Source organism: Arsenicicoccus cauae (assembly GCF_009707125.1).
Classification (GTDB): domain Bacteria; phylum Actinomycetota; class Actinomycetes; order Actinomycetales; family Dermatophilaceae; genus Arsenicicoccus; species Arsenicicoccus cauae.
On the sequence record NZ_WLVL01000003.1, the window covers coordinates 18,766 to 40,028 of the forward strand.

Annotated in this window: 17 protein-coding genes and 6 tRNA genes; 5 read left to right on the plus strand and 18 right to left on the minus strand. The window is 71.4% G+C overall.

Features of this window, described 5'->3' with window-relative positions:
• Positions 1-37 precede the first annotated feature (37 nt).
• The 4 genes from thrS to GGG17_RS00665 all read right to left on the minus strand — a co-directional run bounded on the left by thrS (position 38) and on the right by GGG17_RS00665 (position 3,307).
• A complete protein-coding gene (thrS, locus tag GGG17_RS00650; protein WP_311966322.1) occupies positions 38-2,143 on the minus strand; it encodes a threonine--tRNA ligase in 2,106 nt (701 codons plus the stop codon).
• 130 nt (positions 2,144-2,273) lie between these two features.
• The gene (locus GGG17_RS00655; protein ID WP_154591891.1) at positions 2,274-2,648 is read right to left on the minus strand and encodes an MOSC domain-containing protein; all 375 of its coding nucleotides are present in this window, start codon (positions 2,646-2,648) and stop codon (positions 2,274-2,276) included.
• Positions 2,649-2,765: 117 nt separating this feature from the next.
• Positions 2,766-2,842, minus strand: a tRNA-Val gene (locus GGG17_RS00660).
• Positions 2,843-2,908: 66 nt separating this feature from the next.
• On the minus strand, positions 2,909-3,307 hold the full coding sequence (locus GGG17_RS00665; RefSeq protein WP_154591892.1) for a TIGR02611 family protein: 399 nt from the start codon (positions 3,305-3,307) through the stop codon (positions 2,909-2,911).
• 209 nt (positions 3,308-3,516) lie between these two features.
• Between GGG17_RS00665 and GGG17_RS00670 the strand changes: the two genes are divergently transcribed.
• Positions 3,517-4,335 carry a SigB/SigF/SigG family RNA polymerase sigma factor gene (locus GGG17_RS00670; protein WP_195849067.1) on the plus strand — a complete coding sequence of 273 codons (819 nt, stop codon included), beginning with the start codon at positions 3,517-3,519 and terminating at the stop codon, positions 4,333-4,335.
• Between the two features lie 176 nt (positions 4,336-4,511).
• On the opposite strand, the gene GGG17_RS00675 is transcribed toward GGG17_RS00670, so the two are convergent.
• From GGG17_RS00675 to GGG17_RS00710, 8 genes are all read right to left on the minus strand, one after another.
• Positions 4,512-4,586 (minus strand) — tRNA-Val (locus tag GGG17_RS00675).
• A 37-nt stretch (positions 4,587-4,623) separates the two neighbouring features.
• Positions 4,624-4,696: transfer RNA gene (locus GGG17_RS00680), tRNA-Gly, on the minus strand.
• Positions 4,697-4,760: 64 nt separating this feature from the next.
• Positions 4,761-7,037, minus strand: coding sequence for a transglycosylase domain-containing protein (locus tag GGG17_RS00685; RefSeq protein ID WP_154591894.1), 2,277 nt, complete (start codon positions 7,035-7,037; stop codon positions 4,761-4,763).
• 2 nt (positions 7,038-7,039) lie between these two features.
• Entirely contained in the window at positions 7,040-8,716 is a 1,677-nt protein-coding gene (locus GGG17_RS00690) for a hypothetical protein (protein ID WP_154591895.1), read from the minus strand.
• Between the two features lie 56 nt (positions 8,717-8,772).
• Positions 8,773-8,847 (minus strand) — tRNA-Val (locus GGG17_RS00695).
• Position 8,848: 1 nt separating this feature from the next.
• Positions 8,849-8,919, minus strand: a tRNA-Cys gene (locus GGG17_RS00700).
• Positions 8,920-9,013: 94 nt separating this feature from the next.
• Positions 9,014-9,086, minus strand: a tRNA-Gly gene (locus GGG17_RS00705).
• Between the two features lie 50 nt (positions 9,087-9,136).
• Positions 9,137-10,207, minus strand: a complete 1,071-nt coding sequence (locus GGG17_RS00710) for a YihY/virulence factor BrkB family protein (RefSeq protein WP_154591896.1) — start codon at positions 10,205-10,207, stop codon at positions 9,137-9,139.
• Between the two features lie 182 nt (positions 10,208-10,389).
• Here GGG17_RS00710 and glgX point away from each other — a divergent pair, with 182 nt between their 5' ends.
• Complete coding sequence (glgX, locus tag GGG17_RS00715) at positions 10,390-12,729, plus strand: glycogen debranching protein GlgX (protein ID WP_154591897.1); 2,340 nt, start codon at positions 10,390-10,392, stop codon at positions 12,727-12,729.
• Positions 12,730-12,840: 111 nt separating this feature from the next.
• Here glgX and GGG17_RS00720 read toward each other — a convergent pair whose 3' ends face one another.
• Together GGG17_RS00720 and GGG17_RS00725 are read right to left on the minus strand one after the other, a co-directional pair.
• Positions 12,841-13,893 (minus strand): PPK2 family polyphosphate kinase, encoded by a 1,053-nt coding sequence (locus GGG17_RS00720; RefSeq protein WP_154591898.1) that lies wholly within the window; start codon positions 13,891-13,893, stop codon positions 12,841-12,843.
• A 5-nt stretch (positions 13,894-13,898) separates the two neighbouring features.
• Positions 13,899-15,074: an alpha/beta hydrolase family protein gene (locus GGG17_RS00725; protein WP_288799887.1), complete on the minus strand. Its 1,176-nt coding sequence runs from the start codon at positions 15,072-15,074 to the stop codon at positions 13,899-13,901.
• 153 nt (positions 15,075-15,227) lie between these two features.
• Here GGG17_RS00725 and GGG17_RS00730 point away from each other — a divergent pair, with 153 nt between their 5' ends.
• On the plus strand, positions 15,228-16,289 hold the full coding sequence (locus GGG17_RS00730; protein ID WP_154591899.1) for an ATP-dependent DNA ligase: 1,062 nt from the start codon (positions 15,228-15,230) through the stop codon (positions 16,287-16,289).
• Between the two features lie 122 nt (positions 16,290-16,411).
• A complete protein-coding gene (locus tag GGG17_RS00735; RefSeq protein ID WP_154591900.1) occupies positions 16,412-16,690 on the plus strand; it encodes a hypothetical protein in 279 nt (92 codons plus the stop codon).
• Between the two features lie 50 nt (positions 16,691-16,740).
• On the opposite strand, the gene ligD is transcribed toward GGG17_RS00735, so the two are convergent.
• Positions 16,741-17,775: a non-homologous end-joining DNA ligase gene (ligD, locus tag GGG17_RS00740; protein ID WP_311966323.1), complete on the minus strand. Its 1,035-nt coding sequence runs from the start codon at positions 17,773-17,775 to the stop codon at positions 16,741-16,743.
• Positions 17,776-17,836: 61 nt separating this feature from the next.
• On the opposite strand from ligD, the gene msrB reads away from it, so the two are divergent.
• Positions 17,837-18,247: a peptide-methionine (R)-S-oxide reductase MsrB gene (gene msrB / locus GGG17_RS00745; RefSeq protein ID WP_154591901.1), complete on the plus strand. Its 411-nt coding sequence runs from the start codon at positions 17,837-17,839 to the stop codon at positions 18,245-18,247.
• A gap of 453 nt (positions 18,248-18,700) precedes the next feature.
• Here msrB and GGG17_RS00750 read toward each other — a convergent pair whose 3' ends face one another.
• The 3 genes from GGG17_RS00750 to tpiA form a co-directional block, all read right to left on the minus strand.
• On the minus strand, positions 18,701-19,384 hold the full coding sequence (locus tag GGG17_RS00750; protein WP_154591902.1) for a GOLPH3/VPS74 family protein: 684 nt from the start codon (positions 19,382-19,384) through the stop codon (positions 18,701-18,703).
• A 204-nt stretch (positions 19,385-19,588) separates the two neighbouring features.
• Positions 19,589-20,317, minus strand: a complete 729-nt coding sequence (hemQ, locus tag GGG17_RS00755) for a hydrogen peroxide-dependent heme synthase (RefSeq protein ID WP_154591903.1) — start codon at positions 20,315-20,317, stop codon at positions 19,589-19,591.
• Positions 20,318-20,424: 107 nt separating this feature from the next.
• Complete coding sequence (tpiA, locus tag GGG17_RS00760; RefSeq protein ID WP_154591904.1) at positions 20,425-21,213, minus strand: triose-phosphate isomerase; 789 nt, start codon at positions 21,211-21,213, stop codon at positions 20,425-20,427.
• Positions 21,214-21,263 lie beyond the last annotated feature (50 nt).

Genomic DNA, 21,263 nt, shown 5'->3' on the forward strand with positions numbered 1-21,263 from the left:
GGTATGCCGAGCGCGTGCCGTCAGGCGCGAGCGGCGCTCAGGCAGTCTCGGCGGTCGTGGTGGGCTCAGCGGGCTCGACCGCCTCGGGCGACGCCTCGGGCGAGCCGATAGGCGCGGTCATGACCTGCTCACGGGACTCCACGGACCGCACGATCTCCTCGACAGCCTGTCCCACCGGGATCCCGTTGCGCTGCGACCCGTCGCGGTAGCGGAAGGACACCGCCCCCGCCTCGACGTCCTCGCCCCCCGCGATGAGCACGTAGGGCACCTTGGACTTCGAGGCGTTGCGGATCTTCTTGGGGAAGCGGTCGTCGCTGTGGTCCACCTCGACCCGCACGCCCCGGCGGCGCAGCTGACGCGCCACGTCCTCCAGGTAGTCCGCGAAGTCCTCGGCCACCGGGACGCCCGTCACCTGGACCGGGGACAGCCACACCGGGAAGGCCCCCGCGTAGTGCTCGACCAGCACCCCCATGAACCGCTCGATCGACCCGAACTTGGCCGAGTGGATCATGACCGGCTGCTTGCGGGTGCCGTCGGCGGCCTGGTACTCCAGCCCGAAGCGCTCCGGCTGGTTGAAGTCGTACTGGATGGTCGACATCTGCCAGGTGCGGCCGATGGCGTCGCGGGCCTGCACCGACACCTTGGGGCCGTAGTAGGCGGCGCCGCCCGGGTCCGGCACGAGCTCGAGACCCGACTCGAGGCACACCTGCTCCAGCACGCGGGTCGCGGCCTCCCACTGCTCGTCCGAGCCGATGAACTTGTCCTTCTTGGCGCCCTCGGCCTCCCGCGTGGACAGCTCGAGGTAGAAGTCGGACAGCCCGAAGTCGCGCAGCAGCCCGAGCACGAAGTCCAGCAGGTGCTTGATCTCCGCCGGCGCCTGCTCGGCCGTGACATAGGAGTGCGAGTCGTCCTGGGCGAAGCCGCGCACGCGCGTCAGCCCGTGGATGACCCCGGACTTCTCGTAGCGGTAGACCGAACCGAACTCGAAGAGCCGCAGGGGGAGCTCGCGGTAGGACCGGCCACGGGAACGGTAGATGAGGTTGTGCATCGGGCAGTTCATCGCCTTGAGGCGGTAGTCCTGACCCGGCTTGGTCACCTCGCCGGCGTCGTTGCGCTCCTCGTCCACGTGCAGCGGCGGGAACATCGTGTCCGCGTAGTACGGCAGGTGCCCGGAGGTGTGGAAGAGCCCGTCCTTGGCGATGTGCGGGGTGCCGACGTACTCGAAGCCCTCCTCGATGTGCCGGCGCCGGACGTAGTCCTCCATCTCCCGCTTGATGATCCCGCCCTTGGGGTGGAACACGGGCAGGCCGGAGCCGATCTCGTCGGGGAAGGAGAACAGATCGAGCTCGACGCCCAGCTTGCGGTGGTCGCGCTTCTCGGCCTCGGCGAGGCGGTCGAGATAGGCGCGCAGCTCGTCCTTGCTGGGCCAGGCCGTGCCGTAGAGGCGCTGCAGCTGCTCGTTGGCCTGGTTGCCGCGCCAGTAGGCGGCGGCGGAGCGCATGAGCTTGAAGCCGTTGGCGATGATCTTGGTGCTCGGCAGGTGCGGGCCGCGGCACAGGTCGCCCCACGCGACGGTGCCGTCGCGGCGGACGTTGTCGTAGATGGTGAGCTCGCCCGCGCCGACCTCGACGCCCGCTCCGGCGTCCTCGTCGTCGTGGGTCATCGAGCCCTTGAGCCCGACCAGCTCGCACTTGAAGGGCTCGCCCGCAAGCTCCTCCAGCGCCTCGGTCTCGCTCACCACGCGGCGGCGGAAGGTCTGCCCCTCGTTGATGATCTTCTGCATGACCTTCTCGAGGGCCTTGAGGTCCTCGGGCGTGAACGGCTCGTCCACCTGGAAGTCGTAGTAGAAGCCGTCGCGGACCGGCGGTCCGATACCGAGCCTGGCATCGGGGTTGACCTGCTGCACGGCCTGCGCCATCACGTGCGCGCAGGAGTGCCGCAGCACGTCGAGGCCGTCGTCGCTGGCGATGTCGACGCCCTCGACCTGATCGCCGTCGCGCAGCTCCGTGGCCAGGTCCTTGAGCTCGCCACCGATGCGGGCCACGACGATGCGGCGGTCGTCGGCGAACAGGTCGGCGGCAGTCGTGCCTGCCGTCACCGTTCGCTCGTCTCCAGCGATGTGCACGGTGATGTCGGCTGACACAGGTGTCTCCAGTTCGTTCTCGTATGACGTCCCGCTGCCTCGCGGGCGGCCGTCACCGCTGCGGTGACGTTCTTCCTAGGCTATCGGGCAGGGCAACCGGGTTCGGTCAGGATGACCTCCCGCCGAGTGGTCAGAAGGACGCGCAGCAGCGCACGACGCGCGCCTGGTCCCCCACCAGCAGATCGCCGCCCTTGACGGTCTCGGCATACAGGCCCTCGCAGGCGCTCGGCTTGCACCCCAGCCGCACCACCACGTCACCGATCCGCAGCTCCTGCCCCTCGAGGGCGGCCAGCTCGTCGTCGCTCATGTCGAGGACCAGGTTGGCGCGCAGGTCGCCGGCTGCCTGCGTGGCCGTGGCGACCAGGAGCGGGTGCCGCTTGGCGCGGTCGCCGACGAGGCCGGAGTCGGTGAGCACGGCCTGGCGCAGGGGACGGCCCGGCTCACCCTTGACGGGATAGACGGCGATGTCGGTGAGGGGCCACACGGGCGTGACGCTGGATGCCATGGGTCAAGCGTGCACCCCCAGCACCAACCAGGGCCAATCCGCGCCGCCAGCCGGATCGACCCGGTCGGCAACGCCAGAGGGACCGGCACGCCCACAGCGTCCGGCCCCTCTCGATGATGGTGGACGTGAAGGGACTCGAACCCCTGACCTCTCGCGTGTGAAGCGAACGCTCTAACCAACTGAGCTACACGTCCAGGTGCCGCCGCAGCGGACAACTACGGCATCGTATCCGGTGTCGGGGTCCAGCACGAAATCGGGTCTCAGGGCAGCAGATCGACCAGGACTCGCTCCACCGGGTCGGGCAGCCAGGCGGGCACGCCGGTGAACGCCATGGTGGTCAGGACGACCAGCCCTACGAACGCCGCGGTGGCCAGGCCGACGGCCGCGCGCACCCACACCGGTTGCCGCAGGAGCCAGTCGTTCCACCTCCGCAGGTGCCCCATCCCCCACCCGTGCAGCCGCTGGGCCCACGCGAACTCCGTCGCCCAGACGAGGACGCCGAGAAAGACGATCAGCCACCCCGGCCCGGGGAACGGCACCAGGATCAGACCGACCACCACGATCACCAGGCCGACCGCCCCGACGACCGCCCGATACACGGCGTGGCTGCGCGGGTCCGCCCTGAGTCGCCGCCTCCAGGCCCAGTCACGCTCCGTCATGTTCACGCCCCCTTTGCGCGTTGCTGCACGTCGATGACCCGATTCGTCTGGTCACAACCTGTGTTTCCACCAAAGGTGGGGTTGCGCCAGCATCCGTGGGTAGTATCGCTGACAAGGCTGGCACCGAGGGCGTCCCCTAGCGGGTACCGGCTGGCCCGCAGGTCTAGAAGACGGCCTGTCTTACCCCGACAACGATCGAGGTTCCCCTGTTGAGCAAGTCTTCTCATCACATCGTCTTCGGCCTGCCGCACGTCCGGCCCGTCGGTGACGGCGAGTCCGAACGACTTCTCGCCACGATCCCCGACCTCGCCGCCGAGGAGCGCCAGGCCGTCTACAACAAGGTCATCTCCGACAACCTGTCGCTCGCCAAGCGGCTCGCGAGCCGCTACCGCAACCGTGGCGAGCCCGCCGACGACCTCGAGCAGGTCGCCAACCTGGGCCTGGTCATGGCCGTCCTGCGCTACGACCCCTCCCACGGGGTCAGCCTCATCGACTTCGCCACCCCCACCATCATCGGTGAGCTGCGCAAGCACTTCCGGGACAAGTGCTGGTCCGTGCGCCCGCCGCGCCGGCTGCAGGAGCTGCGTCCCCGCGTCCGCGAGACCCAGCAGGAGCTGGAGCAGAAGCTCGGCCGCGCCCCCACCTCCACCGAGGTGGCCGACGCCCTGGGCCTGACGGCGCAGGAGCTCGCCGACGTCGAGCGCGCCGCCACCGGCTACCAGCCGCTGTCGCTCGAGCACCCGACCGGCGAGGGCTCGTCCACGACGCTGGGGCACCTGATCCCGGACGACGACGACGACCTCGCCAACCTGATGAACGAGATGACCGTCCACACGCTCCTGGACTGCCTGACCCCGCGCCAGCGCAAGATCATCGAGCTGCGCTACTTCTCGGAGATGACGCAGCAGGAGATCGCCGACGAGATCGGTGTCAGCCAGGTGCAGGTCTCGCGGCTGCTGTCCCAGATCCTGCGGCGCCTGCGCCACGTCCTGGACATCCAGCGGATGCCGGTGCGCCCGGTCGCCTGAGCCGCAGCCCCTCCCGTATGTCGAAGGCCCGGTGCTCTCACGTGGTGAGGGCACCGGGCCTTCGTGACGCCAGGACGTCCCGCCAGGGTTGAGCCCCGGCGGCCACGATCAGGACCTCGGCCCCAGACGCACGAACCCCCTCTGGTCGCATCGCTGCGGCCAGAGGGGGTTCGCTGTGGTGGGCGATACTGGGTTTGAACCAGTGACCTCTTCCGTGTCAAGGAAGCGCGCTACCGCTGCGCCAATCGCCCTAGGGCGAGGGGCGCGATCTCTCGCGCCCCTCGTCGGAGCGGACAACCGGGCTCGAACCGGCGACCTCAACCTTGGCAAGGTTGCGCTCTACCAACTGAGCTATGTCCGCCTGCACCACGCCGTGGTGCGCGTAGAAACGATAGCCGATGGGTGACGTGCGGCCCAAATCGAGGTTACGGGGCGTCGGGCAGCCGGACGGTCAGGTCCGAGCCTGCGCTGAGCGTGATCGTGGCCTTGCCCGACAGACCCACCGCCGTGCCAGGCGCCGGGGCCTGCGCGGCCACGACGTCCTTGGGCCGCAACGGATCTGGGCCCGCCGCCGTCGGTGCCAGCGTGACGTCGAAGCCCGAGTCCTGCAGCACGCGGACGGCCTGGTCGCGCCCCAGGCCCCGGACGTCGGGCATGACGGCGTGGGTGCCGGCCAGCTCGGCGGGCCCGACGGGCGCGAAACCCTGGACCGGGAGCCCCTCGTGCATGGACCGCATGGCGTCCTGCCAGATGGGTCCGGCCGCCGTGGAGCCGAAGACGGAGCCGATGCGGCGGCCGTAGAGCTGCACGCTGTCGATGGGGTGCTTCTGGCCTCCGCGCGGATCCCCCACCCACACGGCGGTCGCGAGCTGGGGGGTGTAGCCCGCGAACCACACGGCGGCGTTGCCGTCCATGGTCCCGGTCTTGCCGGCGACCGGGCGCCCGATCGACAGGCGCTTGCCGGTGCGGTACGGGTCGGGGCCGTCGATGGTCTCCGCGAGACCCGCGGTCACGGCGTCGGCGATGCCCGGCCGGATCTCCTGGTGGCACTGCGGGTCGGGCGCCTTGCGCGGCTTGCCGTCGGCGCCGGTGATGGCCACGATGCCGACCGGCTTGCACACCCTGCCGTGGGCCGCGAAGGACGCGTAGACGGAGGCCACCTGGATCGGTGACGCGTCGTGCGTCCCCAGGGTCGTGGACCCCTCGTCCGCCCCGATCTTGTCGGCGGGCAAGGTCATCCCGAGCCGGTTGGCCATCTGGACCACCTTGGGCACGCCGACCTGCTCCTCCAGCATGACGAACCACGTGTTGGACGAGCGGGCGAGCGCCTGACCGGCCGTGAGCCGGCCCGCGTCGGCCGCCATCGAGTTGCGGTATCCCCCAGGCGGATAGCTCAGCTTGTCCGGGCGGTAGCGCGCGGGCGCGTCCTGGACGCCGTTGACGGGGAAGCCGCCCTCGAGCGCCGCGGCATACGTGATGGGTTTGAAGGTCGAGCCCGGCTGAAAGGCCGTCAGCGCCGGATAGATCTGGTTGGTCCGGCCCTGCCCCAGACCGAACGAGCGGTTCTGCGCGAAGGCCACGACCTGCCCGGTCCCGGGCTGCACGACCGCCACCCCGGCGGCGAACTGGTTGTCACGCCCGAGCGCATCGTCGGCGGCGCGCTGGGCCTGATCGGCGAGCCTCGGCTGCAGAGCGGTCCGGATCGTCAGCCCGGAGTTCATGAACCGACGTCGCTGCGCCGGGGTGGCGCCGAAGGTAGGGTCCCGCTCGAGCGTGTCCCTGACCCACTGGCAGTAGAAGGGGTAGCGGCTGGCCGTGCACCCGTTGGCGGCCTCGGACGGCTTGAGCCCGAGCGGGGTTCGCTGCGCCTGGGCCGCCTCCGGCGCGGTGATGACCCCCGTGTCGCGCATGCGTGCCAGCACGACGTTGCGGCGCTTCAGCGCCTGCTCGGGGTGCACCATCGGGTTGTAGCCGTAGGGGTTCTGGACCAGACCCGCGAGCAGCGCGGCCTGGGTGAGGGTCAGTCGGGACGCCGGGACGGAGAAGAAGTGCTGTGCGGCCGTGCCGATGCCGTAGGCGCCGTCGCCGAAGTAGGCGATGTTGAGGTAGCCCTGCAGGATGTCGTCCTTGCTCATGGTCCGGTTGAGCGCCGCCGCGAGCTTGGCCTCCTGCGCCTTGCGCGTGATCGTCGTCTCGGTGGCCCGCGCGCGGTCCTGCGGCGTCTCGGCGTTGTTGAGCAGGACGTTCTTGACGTACTGCTGCGTGAGGGTCGACCCACCCTGGCGGCCCCCGTCCCCGGCGTTGTTGACCAGCGCGCGCAGGGTGCCGCGCAGGTCGACCCCGCCGTGCTCGTAGAAGCGGTCGTCCTCGACCGCCACCACGGCCCGGCGCGCGACGGGGGCGACCTGCGCGAGAGGCAGCTCGACGCGGTTCTCGGAGTAGAACGTCGCGACGATGCTGCCGTCCGCCGCGAGGATCGTGGACCGCTGCGGCACCGGCTCGATGGGCAGCGTGGTCGGCAGCGCGTCCCAGTAGTCCGCGACGCTGTTGGCCGCGGCGCCGGTCATCATCACCGCGGGCGCGGCCGTGGCGGCGGCCGCGAGACCGGCCACCGCCGCGACACCGACCAGCCGCGCCATGAGGGCACGTCGCCGAGGGGCGGGCTGCCGGCCGCCAGGCCGGTCGTCGTACGGGATGGTCATCGTCAGGGCCTCGGGGTGGGGCGTGGGTCGGGCGGCGGGGACGGCGAGGTGGGCGAGGCGGGAGGCGGCAGGTCGAGGGCCGGGTCCCGTGCCGGGGGGCACGTGGGTGCCGGGACGCTGGTCGCGCTCGGTGCCGGCGAGGGCTGCGCCGGGTCCGTGGACGGCGGCGGCACCGTCGTCGCGCAGGCCGCGACCGCCGAGGCGTAGGCCGTCGCCAGGTCCTCGCGACGGCGAGTCTCCGCGTCGTAGGCCGCCAGGGCCTGCTGGTAGCCCTCGAGCGCCACCCGGTAGGTCTCCTGCTGGGCGCGGATGGTCGCCCACGCGCTCTCCACCTGCTGCGCGGCCACCGCGTAGTCGGTGTAGGCCTGCGCCTCGCGCTGGTAGCGCTGCCACGCCTGCTCGTAGGCCCGGACCGCCGCGGGGTAGGCCGCGACGGCGGCCTGCATGGCCGTCACCGCCGCCTTCCTCCGCTGCTCCTGCGTGGCGGCCGCCGCCTGCTCGTCGTAGGTCGGCGCGATGGTGCCGGTGAACGCCCAGCCGCAGCCGGGCCCCCGCTCGTCGGGGGCGGGCGCGAGGTAGGACGTCTGGACGGGGTAGGGCGTCGGCGGCTGCGGCTCGGTAGGGCTCGGGACCGGGTCGGGGGCCCGCTCGGGCCAGTAGGGCGGTTGTGGCGGCGTGGGGGTCGTGACGGGAGGCAACGGGGTGCCGGCGTGCGGGGGCGCGAGGTCGGGCAGCGGCGTGCCCTGGGCCGGCAGGTCCACCCCGCGAGGCACCTGCAGGCCCGTGAAGGCGGTCCGCGTGATGAGCGGAGAGCGGGCGAAGTCGGCCGTCGTCGAGTCCTGGTCGGCGCACAGCGGAGCGAGCAGCTGGGCCAGCCGGCGGTCGAGGTCGGCCGCGGCGTCCTCGGGCACGGGCCGCCCGGTGCCGGACACCGACACCACCACGTCGCCGCGCCGGAACAGCACCGACCGCGTGTCCACCGCCCCCTTGGTCCTGGCGGCCCGCAGCGTCTGCACACCGAGCCCCGAGGAGGCCGTCACCCGGGTCTGCCCCACGCACTCCTGGCGCGCGACCAGCATCGCGTCGAGGGCCGGTGCACCGGCTCCCGGCCCGTATGCCGTGGCCGTCACCGTCACGCCGGAGCCGAACCCTCCGGCGCCCGGCGGGCTCGCCCAGGTGCGCGAGCGCGACAGGACCGGCGAGACGGGGGTGTCGCACGTGGGCGACACGGCCGGCGACACGGTGCCCGTCACGGACGACGCGTCGACCAGGCCGGACGGCATCCCCGCCGGCACGGGCGCGAGGAGGGCGCGCAGCACGCCGGCCGCCGGAGCCGCCTCGGCCCGGGCCAGGGCGGCGCGCGTGGTGGCGGGTGGTGGCGCAGCGACGGTCGTCCGCTCCGGGCGCTGGTTGGTGAACCTCAGCGAGGGGTACATCGCGGTCAGCAGCAGCACCGCGCACACGCACCCGACCAGCACGCCCAGCAGCGCGCGACCGGCGTACACCCGGGCCTCGCGCTCCGGGTCCTGCGGTGACGCGCGCAACCACCGGGGCAGCCGGTCCGCACCGGCCGGCCGCGGGTGCTCCGGGCGCTCCGTGGGGTCCAGGGTGTCTCCGTCGCTGGGGTCGTCGTGGCAGGTCCCGTCACCGTACCAACGCAACCGATGGCCCAGCCGCATCCCGGTCCGCACACGCCAGCGGGCCCCGGACCGATCGGTCCGGGGCCCGCTGGAGGTGGTGGGCGATACTGGGTTTGAACCAGTGACCTCTTCCGTGTCAAGGAAGCGCGCTACCGCTGCGCCAATCGCCCGAGGTGGAGACGGGATTTGAACCCGTGTACACGGCTTTGCAGGCCGTTGCCTCGCCTCTCGGCCACTCCACCGTGCCGATGCGCCAGCATGGTGGCAGGTGCAACCATGCTAGCCAATGCATCACCGGAGGGTCCGAGGACCCCCCTGAGGGTCCAGGACCCTCGGAGCGGACAACCGGGCTCGAACCGGCGACCTCAACCTTGGCAAGGTTGCGCTCTACCAACTGAGCTATGTCCGCGTGCTGCACCGTGCGGTCGCCGGATCTTGGTGAATCCGCAGCGTGCACCTTCACCCGCCGTGCGTGCTGACCGACACTAACCGATGCCGCCGCGGGACGTCCAATTCCTGAGCACCCCGCGCGTCGGCCACGAGACCCACGATCACCGGCCCGAACGGCGAGGTCCGCGGGCGCGGCTCGCGGCGCACCTCGAGCTCGGTCCGGATCGCCTCGACCACCCGGGCCCGGGCGCTGGGCCGGTCGGGCACGGGCCACAGGTGGCGGACGGCAGCGTTCATGGCGGCTCCGATCAGGACGGCGATGGCGAGGAGGTAGAGCCAGACGAGCAGGACGATGGGTGCGGACAGTGGTCCGTAGACGGAGGTCCCGCCGATGGACGCACCGAGCCAGGTCCGCACGACGTAGGAGACGAGCACCCAGAGCACCACGGTGAGGGCGGCCCCCGGAAGGTCCCGGCGCCAGGGCGAGCGCCGGGGCGTGGCAACGTGGTAGAGCGAGGTCACCGCCCACAGCACGCCACCGGTGACGAGGGTCCCGTGGACGATGCCGACGAGCACCTCCGGCCCCGGCAGGACCCGGGACAGGATCGCGGGGCCGAGCAGGACCAGCGGCATCAGCACTGCGCCGACCATCACGGCGACGGAGTACATCGTGAAGGACAGGGTCCGGGTGCGCACGATGCCGCGGACCCCGCTCTGGCCATACATGATCGAGATGGTGTCGATGAAGACGTTCAGGGCCCGCGAACCCGACCACAGGGACAGGACGAACCCCAGCGACACCAGATCGATGCGACCTCCCCGCAGCACCTCGTCGATCGTCGGGACGATGACCGCGCCCACGCTGTCGTCCGTCAGGAACCGCCGCGCGTAGGCGGCGAGCCCGGCCACCACCTGGTCGACGGTGCCCTGCCCGGCCCAGCTCCCGGCATATCCCAGTCCCCCGATCAGGCCGAGGACCAGCGGGGGCAGGGAGAGGAGGGCGAAGAAGCCCGCCTCGGAGGCGAGCCCTGTCACGCGGTAGCGCAGGCAGACGCGGACCGTCTCGCGCACGAGGCGCGCGAAGGACAGCCCACCGGGCACCTGCTGGAGCAGGTGTCGCAGGGCCGTCCGAGGGGTCATGGCCACGACGCTAGGACGCGCGCCCGGCCGGGACGGCTGGGGCACGAGGGGCACGTGGGGCTCGTTGTCGAGACGTGATGTCGTCTCGCCGAGACCCGCAATCCCCCGGGGGGTCTCGTGGACCGCGTAAGGTGACCGGTTGATCGATCCCACCACCACTGCACGCGAGGACGAACCCCTTCATGGAAATCTGGCCCGGCAAGCCGTATCCCCTCGGCGCCACGTTCGACGGCAGCGGCGTGAACTTCGCCGTCTTCTCCGAGGTCGCCGAGCACGTCGAGCTGTGCCTCGTCGACGACGAGGGCGCGGAGCAGCGCGTCTCCCTCACCGAGGTCGACGGCTACGTGTGGCACTGCTACATCCCGCAGATCCAGCCGGGTCAGCGCTACGGATATCGCGTCCACGGCCCCTTCGACCCGGCGAGCGGCCACCGGTGCAACCCGGCCAAGCTGCTGCTCGACCCCTACGCCAAGGCGATCGACGGCCAGATCAGCAACGACGAGGCGCTGTTCTCCTACCGGTTCGACGACCCGTCGGCGTTCAACGACATCGACTCCCTCGGCCATACGATGCTGTCCGTCGTCATCAACCCCTACTTCGACTGGGGCCACGACCGACCGCCGCGCCGGGAGTACCACGACACGATCATCTACGAGGCGCACGTCAAGGGCCTGACGATGACGCACCCCGAGGTGCCCGAGGACATCCGCGGCACGTACGCCGCCATCGCGCACCCGGCCGTGATCACGCACCTCAAGCAGCTCGGCATCACGGCGATCGAGCTGCTCCCGGTGCACCAGTTCATCCAGGACACCTCGCTGCAGGAGAAGGGGCTGCGCAACTACTGGGGCTACAACACCATCGGCTTCCTCGCCCCGCACAACGAGTACGCCTCCTCCGGCACCCGCGGCCAGCAGGTCACGGAGTTCAAGGCCATGGTCAAGGCGCTGCACGAGGCCGACATCGAGGTCATCCTCGACGTCGTCTACAACCACACGGCCGAGGGCAACCACATGGGCCCGACGCTGGCCTTCCGCGGCCTGGACAACAACGCGTACTACCGCCTCGTGAGCGACGACCTCGCGAGCTACTACGACACCACGGGCACCGGCAACTCGCTGCTGATGCGCAACCCGCACGTGCTGCAGCTCATCATGGACTCGCTGCGCTACTGGGTCACCGAGATGCACGTCGACGGCTTCCGGTTCGACCTGGCGGCGACCCTCGCACGTCAGTTCCACGAGGTCGACAAGCTGTCGGCGTTCTTCGACCTGATCCAGCAGGACCCGGTGGTCAGCCAGGTCAAGCTGATCGCCGAGCCGTGGGACGTGGGCGACGGCGGCTACCAGGTCGGCAACTTCCCCCCGCTGTGGACCGAGTGGAACGGCAAGTACCGCGACACCGTCCGCGACTTCTGGCGCGGGGAGCCCTCGACCATCGGCGAGTTCGCCTCGCGCATCACGGGATCCAGCGACCTGTACGCCCACTCGGCCCGCAAGCCGATCGCGTCGATCAACTTCGTCATCGCGCACGACGGCTTCACGCTGCGCGACCTCGTGTCCTACAACGACAAGCACAACGACGCCAACGGCGAGGGCAACAACGACGGCGAGAGCCACAACCGGTCGTGGAACTGCGGGGTCGAGGGCCCGACCGACGACCCCGAGATCAACGCCCTGCGCGCCCAGCAGCAGCGCAACTTCCTCACCACCCTGCTCGTCAGCCAGGGGGTGCCGATGCTGGCCCACGGCGACGAGCTGGGGCGCAGCCAGGGCGGCAACAACAACGGCTACTGCCAGGACAACGAGATCTCCTGGATCGACTGGGACCTCGACGCCGACGACCTCGCGCTTCAGCAGTTCACGGCCAAGCTGACCGCGCTGCGCTCCGCCCACCCCGTGTTCCGGCGCCGTCGGTTCTTCGCCGGCGACGCGGCCCACGGCGGCATGTCCGACCTCGGCGACATCGCCTGGTTCACCGCCCACGGCACGCAGATGTCCGACCAGGACTGGGAGTCCGGCTACGCCAAGACGCTGAGCGTCTTCCTCAACGGTCACGCCATCGCCGCCCCGGACCAGCGCGGGCGCATGGTCGTCGACGACGACTTCCTGCTGCTGTTCAACGCCCACCACGACCACATCGACTTCACGATGCCGCCGGAGGACTACGGCACCGAGTGGACCGTGGTGCTCGACACCGCCGACCCGGAGCTGACCGAGCCCCGCGTCTGGGCGGCCCGCAGCGTCAACCGCGTCCCGGCTCGCTCGGTGGTGGTCCTGCGGTCCGAGCAGCCGGCCGAGCAGGCCTCCCCCGGGCTGGCGTCGCCGCTCACCGCCAAGACCGGTGCCGGCATCACGGGGCCGGTCACGACCGACCCCGCCGCCCGCCCGGCCCCCACCGAGCCGGTGACGCACCAGCACCAGGACAAGGACGACAGCGCCGACAGCGGTGCGGACGACCAGGCCGGCGGGTCGAGCGGCGGCAAGGCCCAGGCCGCGACCAAGGCGGACGGCGAGGGCTGAGTCCCGCTCCGCACCCCGTTCGCGCAGCGGGCCCGCCTCGTCCTGGACGAGGCGGGCCCGCTCGTATGCCGGACGCTGGGCACCCGACGTGGGCGCCGGGTGCCGCGAGACTCAGGTCTGGGCGAGGCGCTCCTGCTCGGTCGCCACGTCGAAGGTCGCCGCCGGCCACTCCAGGTCCAGCCCCCGCAGGTGCTCGAGCAGGATCTGCTGGACCGCGAGCCGGGCGTACCACTTGCGGTCCGCCGGGACGACGTGCCAGGGCGCGCCCTTGGTGCTCGTCTTGGCCAGCACCGCCTGGTAGGCCTCCATGTAGTCGTCCCAGCGTCCCCGCTCGGCGATGTCGCCCGGGTTGTACTTGTAGTACTTGTCCGGACGGGCGAGGCGCTCCCCGAGGCGCGACCGCTGCTCGTCGGAGGAGATGTGCAGCATCACCTTGACGACGGTGATCCCCCGCGCCAGGGCGGCCCGCTCGAAGGCGTTGATCTGGGCGTAGCGCCGCATCCACTCGGCGCGCGGCACCAGCTCGTTGACCCGGACGACCAGCACGTCCTCGTACTGCGACCGGTCGAACACCCCGAGCTGACCGGGGTCGGGCAGCGCCCGCTCGATGCGCCACAGGAAGTCGTGGGCGCGCTCCTCGGGCGTGGGCGCCTTGAAGGCGGTGTACTTGACGCCGCCCGGGTCGGTCGCGCCGACCACGTGGCGCATGATGCCGCCCTTGCCGGAGGTGTCCATGCCCTGCACGAGCAGTAGGACCGACGGTCCGTCGCCGTCCTTGCCGTTCGCCCAGAGGCGCTCCTGCAGGTCGGACAGCTCGGTCTGGCCCTCCACGAGGTCCATCGCGGCCGACTTCTTGTCGCCGGAGTAGCCCGGCGTGGACCGGGTGTCCACGTCCGCGAGCACGAATCCCCGCTCCACGCGCAGGGCCTCGCTGAACGTGAAGTCCGGGTCGCCGAAGGCGAGCGGCGCCGTGACCACCTCCGAGGCGCCGTCCTTCGACGTCTTGCCGCGGTCCTTCTTCGACGCCTTCTTGGACGCCTTCTGGTCGTCCTTGTGCGCCTTCGCCTCGTCGGTCGCGGCTGCGCTGCCCTCGTCCCGGACGAGCGTCTCGACGGCCTCGTCGGCGCGGTCGGCGGCCTTCTTCTTCTTGGAGGTCTTTGCCATGCGGCTTATGGTCGCACCCCCGGCGCAGGTGGGGCCGCACCTCGGCCCACGAAGCCCTCGACGAGTTGCTCCCACCGCTGCTGGTCGACGTTCCACTCCTTGCAGTGCCGGGCGACCTGCCAGGTCTCCAGCTGGACGAGGTCGGGCCGCGCCGCGGCCAGGTCGAGCGAGCGCTGGGCGGGCACGAACTCGTCGTCGAGCGAGTGCATCAGCAGGATGGGGTGACGCAGCTCGTCGGCCCGCCGCACGAAGTCGGTGGCCGCCAGGTCGATCACCGACTCGATCCCCACCAGGTGCCGTCCGGGAGGCACGCCGAGCAGCCGCATGCTCAGCGTAGTGAGCTGCCCGGGCACCCGCATCGCGCGCGCGTGGTGGTGCAGGACGTCCGGCCAGTCGACGACCGGCCCGTCCAGGACCACCTGCGAGATGCGGTCCCCGTGCGTGGAGTTGATGAGGGTCTGCAGCACGATCGCCCCGCCCATCGACCACCCGACGAGGACGACGTCTCGGGCGCCGTGCTCCAGGGCGTAGGCGACGGCAGCGTCCACGTCACGCCACTCGGACAGCCCGAGGCCGTACAACCCGTCGTTGCTGGCGGGGGCGACCTGGTCGTTGCGGTAGGACGGGGTGAGGCAGGTCAGGCCGGCGCGGTGCAGGGCGGCGATCCCACGCACGGTCTCCTCCCGGCCCGCGCCGCGACCGTGCACGAGCACGGCCCACCGGCTTCCGTCGACGCGGCCGCCCGGCGGCGGGACCAGCCAGGACGGCAGCGGACCGACCTCGCCGGGGACGTCCACGTCGCGCGTCGGGAGGCCCAGCGCGCCGTCGGGTCGCAGGGCGTAGTAGTAGGAGTGGAACCGGGCCGGTCCGGCGTGCAGCCGCCCGAGGTCGACGCCGTGCAGCCGCCGGGTGATGGTGCCCTGCCCCGGGTGGTCGGCCAGGATCCGGCCGAACCTCACGTGAGACTGCCCGCCGTCCAGGAACAGGCCGTACTTGCCGGGCACCACGGTCTCGGCCGTGCGGCTCAGCGTGATGCTCCGCTCGTCGAAGGACACCACCTCGGTGTCGTCGGGGCGTCTGCGTTCCGGCGTCACGACCTTCTTGGCGAGGTAGACCGCGGCACTCAGCCAGCCCGTCGCGGCTCCGACCGCCCCGACACCGCCGGCCACGGCTGCCGCCACCGCCCGAGGGTGCGCGCGCAGCACACCGGCGGGCCCCCCTGCCCTGTCGCGCGTGCTCACCCGCCCATCGTGACATCCGAGGGCGCGCGGGTGGGTCAGGTGGCGCGAGCGTGGCGCGGCATACGGCCCTCGACGAGGGACACAATGGGCCGTATGACGCTGCCCATCGCCACCCCGGTCTCCCCCATGCTGGCCAAGGCCGTCCCGACGGTCCCGGCCGCGGACTCCGTCCCGGGTGGGCTGTCCTACGAGCCGAAGTGGGACGGCTTCCGCTGCATCGTGATCCGCGACGGCGACGAGATCGAGCTGGCGAGCCGCGGCTCCAAGCCGCTCACGCGGTACTTCCCCGAGGTCGTCGAGCGGGTGCGCGAGCACCTGCCCCCTCGCTGCGTGGTCGACGCCGAGATCGTGGTCCGCGCGGGTGCCGCCGGCGCCGAGCACCTGGACTGGGACCTGCTCTCCCAGCGGATCCACCCGGCGGCCTCCCGCGTCGCCAAGCTCTCTGCGGAGACGCCGGCCGAGCTCATCTGCTTCGACCTGCTGGCCGACGACGACCGGGACCACACGGATCGACCCTTCCGCGAGCGCCGTGCAGCCCTGGAGTCCCTGCTCGCGGACGTCTCGCCCGCGTCGGGCATCCACCTGACCCGGGTCACCCGAGACCCGGAGCTGGCGCAGTCGTGGTTCGAGGACTTCGAGGGGGCGGGGCTCGACGGGGTGGTCGCCAAGCCGCTGGACGGGACCTACGAGCAGGGTCGGCGCACCATGCTCAAGGTCAAGCACAAGCGGACCGCGGAGGCGGTCGTGGTGGGCTACCGGGTCCACAAGAGCGGCCAGGGGGTCGGGTCGCTGCTGCTCGGGCTCGTGGACGAGGGAGGGCGGATCGTCAACGTCGGTGGCATCGCGGCGTTCACGGCCGCGCGGCGGCTCGAGCTCGTCGAGGAGCTCGAGCCCTATGTCATGCGGGAGGAGGACGGCTCGGTGGTCGCGGCGGAGACGGACCGGTCGCGGTTCAGCTCGTCCAAGGACGTGTCCTACGTGCCGCTGCGACCCGAGCGGGTCGTGGAGGTCGCCTTCGACCAGCTGGAGAAGTCCCGGTTCCGGCACGCCGTGACCTTCCTGCGCTGGCGTCCCGACCGCGAGCCGATGTCCTGCACGCTGGCCCAGGTCAGCCGGGCCCCGAGGTATGACCTCGGTCGCGTCCTGGTCGAGTAGCCCACGACAGCGTGTCGCGCCGAGTGACCGTCCGTCACCGGCTCACTCTGCATGCAGGTGAATCCCCTGATCGTTCCCTGGTGTGGCCCCGACCTGCGGATATGCCGTGTGACAGTGAAGTCATGACCACGCCAGCCGCCACCTGGGCCAGCCGCGACCTCCCGGTGCTCCGCGCCGTGGAGCAGCTGGACCTGCTCGGCGGTCCCACCCACGAGCTGTCCGAGGTCGTGGCCCGCACCGGTCTGCGCGGCGACGAGGTGGTCGCGGCCCTCGAGACGCTGCAGGCTCTGCGGGCGGTCCGGGTCGAGGTCCTCGACGGTCGGCGGACCCGCGTCGGCAACGTCACCGCCATCGGCGCCGCCATGCTGGCGATGCAGGCCGAGAACGACCTGGCCTGCTGATCCGCCTCGCCTGCTGATCCCCGGCCTCGTGCCCGGCGCGACGGCTCCCCTCAGGCGTCGTCGACCTTGCGGGCCCGGGACGGCTGCACCCGCGGCGGCTCGCCCGCCATCTTCGGATAGTCCGGGGGGAAGTTGAGCTCCCCGAGCCCGCGCTCGTCCACGTCCCGCTGCCACCACTGCAACGCGGTGTCCACCCGTGCCCGGGCGTCGTCGAAGCCCGCCCAGGGGTCGTCCTCGGCGGCCACGATCTCGGGCGTCGTCCGCACGGTGTAGTCGCCGGGGGCGATGTCGCCGAGGACCTCCCAGGCGATCGGCATACTGACGGGCGCACCCGGCAGGGGGCGCGGGCTGTAGGCGCCGGCCAGGGTGCGGTCACGACAGGCCTGGTTGAAGTCGGCGAAGATCCGCTCGCCCCGCAGCTCCTTCCACCAGGCCGTGGTGACCAGGTCCGGGACGCGCCGCTCGAGCTCACGGGCGATGGCGATCACCGCGTGGCGCACCTCGAGGAACTCGTGCGCCGGCTCGATCGGGGCGAAGACGTGCAGCCCGCGGTTGCCGCTCGTCTTGACGTAGGGGTTCAGGCCCGCCTCCTGCAGGACCTCGCGCAGCACCCCCGCGGCTTCGACTGCCTCGGCGAAACCGGTGCCCGGCTGCGGGTCGAGGTCGATCCGCAGCTCGTCGGGGTCGTCGGTGTCCGAGGTGGTCACCGGCCAGGGGTGGAAGGTGACGGTGTTCATCTGCACGGCCCACACGGCGGTCGCCACCTCGTCGACGACGAGCTGCGGGTGCGTGCGGCCGGAGGGATAGGTGCACATCACGGTGCGGGCGAAGTCGGGGACGCCGCGGGGCGGGTTCTTGGAGTAGAACTCCTCCCCCGTGATCCCCTCGGGGAAGCGCTGCAGGGTCACGGGCCGGTCCGCGAGCCGGGCCACGAGCCGGTCCCCCACCGCCAGGACGTAGCGGGCGAGGTCCTCCTTGGTGATCCCGTCGTCCGGCCACATGACCCGGTCCGGGCTCGAGACCCGCACCTGCCGGGTCGCGCCGCCCGGACCCGGGACCTCGATCGAGATGGCCTTGCTCGCCACGACGTGCTCCTGTCGGCCTGGTGAGCGGAATCTGCCGCGACCCCGCGAGGTTGGACCCAGTATGACCCAGCGCGAGTACCCCGTGACCAAGTCCGACGAGCAGTGGCGTGCCTCGCTGACGCCCGCCGAGTATGCCGTCCTGCGCCAGGCCGGCACCGAGCGACCCTTCGTCGGCGAGTACACCGACACGACCACCGAGGGCGTCTACAGCTGTCGCGCATGCGGCGCCGAGCTGTTCACGCACACCGAGAAGTTCTCCTCGCACTGCGGGTGGCCGTCCTTCTACGCCCCCTCCGAGGCCGACAACGTCGAGCTGCGCGAGGACCGGTCGCTGGGCATGGTGCGGGTCGAGGTGCTGTGCGCGCAGTGCGGCTCGCACCTGGGCCACGTCTTCGAGGGCGAGGGCTACCCGACGCCGACCGACCAGCGCTACTGCATCAACTCCGTCTCGATGCGACTCTCCCCCCGCTGACCCGCCGGGGGCCAGGGCATCGACCGGCCTTCGTCCCCCAGGCTGATGTTCCTAGGGCCGGCTGATCTCGCGGTCGTGCCCGTATGCCGACCCCCGATCCCCCTCGCGGCAGCTCAGGAGCTGTCTCATTGCCGCGCCCAGCCCGGTATCCGTGCGTTGGGGACCACGTTCGCCACCAGGTCGGCCAGACCGATGCGCTGGTCGTTCAGGGTGTGGTCATCCTCCGGTCGGCGGAGTCTCGGGGGTGAACGCGGCATCGGGCAGCATCGGGCGTGGCATGGTACCCCATCAGGAGTGGGCGATCTCGTGGCGGCGCGCGGTCGACCAGGATTCGCCGTCCTGCTCGGCGCTCGTGGGGTGCACGCCGAGCTCGGACGGGTGTGCACCGCGGTGATCATGGCGCGAGCCCAGCCATCGCTTGCGGGGGGCCGCTGATCCTGCTCCGCCCCGAGATCAGCTGGAACCGCTCGTGGAGGAGACGGTCGCCGCCGTGATCGCCGCGATCATCCCGGCGTTGGCCGACTGGACCGCCCGGGCAACGCCGTCGGCACCGGGGCCGGCAGACTCCGCGACGGCCTTGATGCCTCGCTTGAGGTCACCCTTGTCCAGGCCGACCTCGTCGGGGTGGAAGACCTTGGTGCCGAGCTCCAGGCCGTGGACCAGCCCGACCAGCGCGTGCTGCTCGACCGTCGGTGAGGCGCCGCGCAACACCGCGACCAGCCCGCGGCGCAGCTCGGCCTCGCGGCTCACGTCCACGATCGGGTAGCGCTGCGGCTTGAGACCGAGCATGCCGCCCTCCTCGACCCGCACCACCCCGCGTCGGGCGAGGTAGTCCCCGACCTCGCGCTCGAGCTTGCGGGCTGCTCCGGGGATGACGGACGAGAGCCGCTTGCCGTCCTTGTGCCCGAACCTGCGCAGCCCCTCGTCGAGGAGCTCGTCGCCCGTCACGCTGGTGTCCAGGACACGGAGCTTCTTGCCGTCGTCGCTCACGCCGAGGCGACCGGCCGCGACGAGGTCGGAGAGCAGGGCGCCGGCCAGACCGTAGCCCGTCTGCTGCCCCATCGACACAGGCTTGCCATCGTCCTTGAGGACGAGCAGGAAGAGGGAGGTGGTCGTGCTGGGCTGGTTCGTCGTCATGCCCACGAACCTAGGGTGGGGGCGCGTGGCGGGGCATCCCCCGGGAGGATGGTTCGCGTGGGCATACCTTCTCCTCCGGGAGGACGAGATCGACCGGCTCTGGTCTCATCGGCCTGGGGGACGAAGGCCGGTCGATGCCCCTACCCCGGGCGGGGGCATCAGCCTGGGGAACGAAGGCCGGTCGATGCCCCTACCCCCGGTAGGTCATGGGAGGTCGGCGACGAGCTGGTCGAGGTCGACGCGCGGGCCGGTGAAGAACGGCACCTCCTCGCGCGTGTGCCGCCGCGCAGCCGCCCCCCGCAGGTGCCGCATGAGGTCGACGATCCGGTGCAGGTCGTCGGCCTCGAAGGCCAGCAGCCACTCGTAGTCGCCGAGGGCGAAGCTCGCCACCGTGTTGGCCCGTACGTCGGGGTAGTCGCGGGCCATCCGGCCGTGCTCGACGAGCAGGTCGCGGCGCTCCTCGTCGGCAAGGAGGTACCACTCGTAGGACCGCACGAAGGGGTAGACGCACACGTAGGCGCGCGGCGTCTCGTCGGCCATGAACGCCGGGATGTGGCTCTTGTTGAACTCCGCCGGGCGGTGGATCGCGACATTGGACCACACCGGGTCGCACGCCCGGCCCAGCCCCGTGCGCCGGAAGGCGTGGTAGGCCCGCTGCACCGCCTCGACGGACTCGCCGTGCCACCACACCATGAAGTCCGCGTCGGCCCGCAGCCCGGCCACGTCGTAGATCCCGCGCACCGTGACCTGCCCGTCGGCGGCGAGCTGGTCGAAGAACGCCTGCGCCTCGGCGAGCAGCCCCTCGCGCTCCGCCTCGTCCCCCACGGAGTCGGTCACCTGGAAGACGGACCACATGGTGTAGCGGATCGAGTCGTTGATCGCGCGGACCTCGGCGGGGGACGGACGGCGGTGCTGCTGGGGCTTGAGACTCATGCCCGCATCATCCCACCTGCGCGCTGCCCAGAGCACACGCCAGGCAGCACGCGGCCCCGGGCCGGTCAGCGTCAGGCGACCGGCCCGGGGCCGCGGGATACGTGCGGTCAGGCGTTGTGGGCCTGGTAGCGCACGATCTTGGCGAACTCCTCCGGGTCCAGCGAGGCCCCGCCGACGAGGGCGCCGTCGACGTCCTCCTTGGCCATGATCTGGGCGACGTTGCCGGACTTGACCGAGCCGCCGTAGAGGATGCGGACACCGTCGGCCAGCTCCGCGGAGTAGAGCTCGGCGAGCTTGCCGCGGATCGCGCCGCAGACCTCCTGCGCGTCCTCGGGGGTCGCGACCTCGCCGGTGCCGATGGCCCAGATGGGCTCGTAGGCGATGACGATGCTCCTGGCCTGGTCCTCGGGCAGCCCGTCGAGGTCGGCCTCGATCTGGGCGAGCACGTGCTCGACCTGACGCCCCTCCTTGCGGACGTCGAGGGCCTCGCCGCAGCACAGGATCGGCGTCAGGCCGTGCCGGTAGGCCGCCTTGACCTTGGCATTCAGCAGCTCGTCGGTCTCGCCGTGGCCCTCGCGCCGCTCGCTGTGACCGACCGCCACGTAGGTGCAGCCGAGCTTGGCGAGGAAGGCGCCGGAGATGTCACCGGTGTAGGCGCCGGAGTCGTGCTGCGAGAGGTCCTGGGCGCCGTACTTGAGCTCGAGCTTGTCGCCCTCGACCAGGGTCTGCACCGAGCGCAGGTCGGTGAACGGCGCCAGCACCGCGACCTCGACCGCGGCGTAGTCGTGCTTGGCGTCGCGCAGGGTCCAGTCGAGCTTTTGCACGAGATGCGTGGCCTGCAGGTGGTCCTGGTTCATCTTCCAGTTGCCGGCCATCAACGGCGTGCGGGATGCCATGTGCGTCTCCTTGTGAGTCAAGAGTTTTCAGTCGTATGACGAGAAGGCGG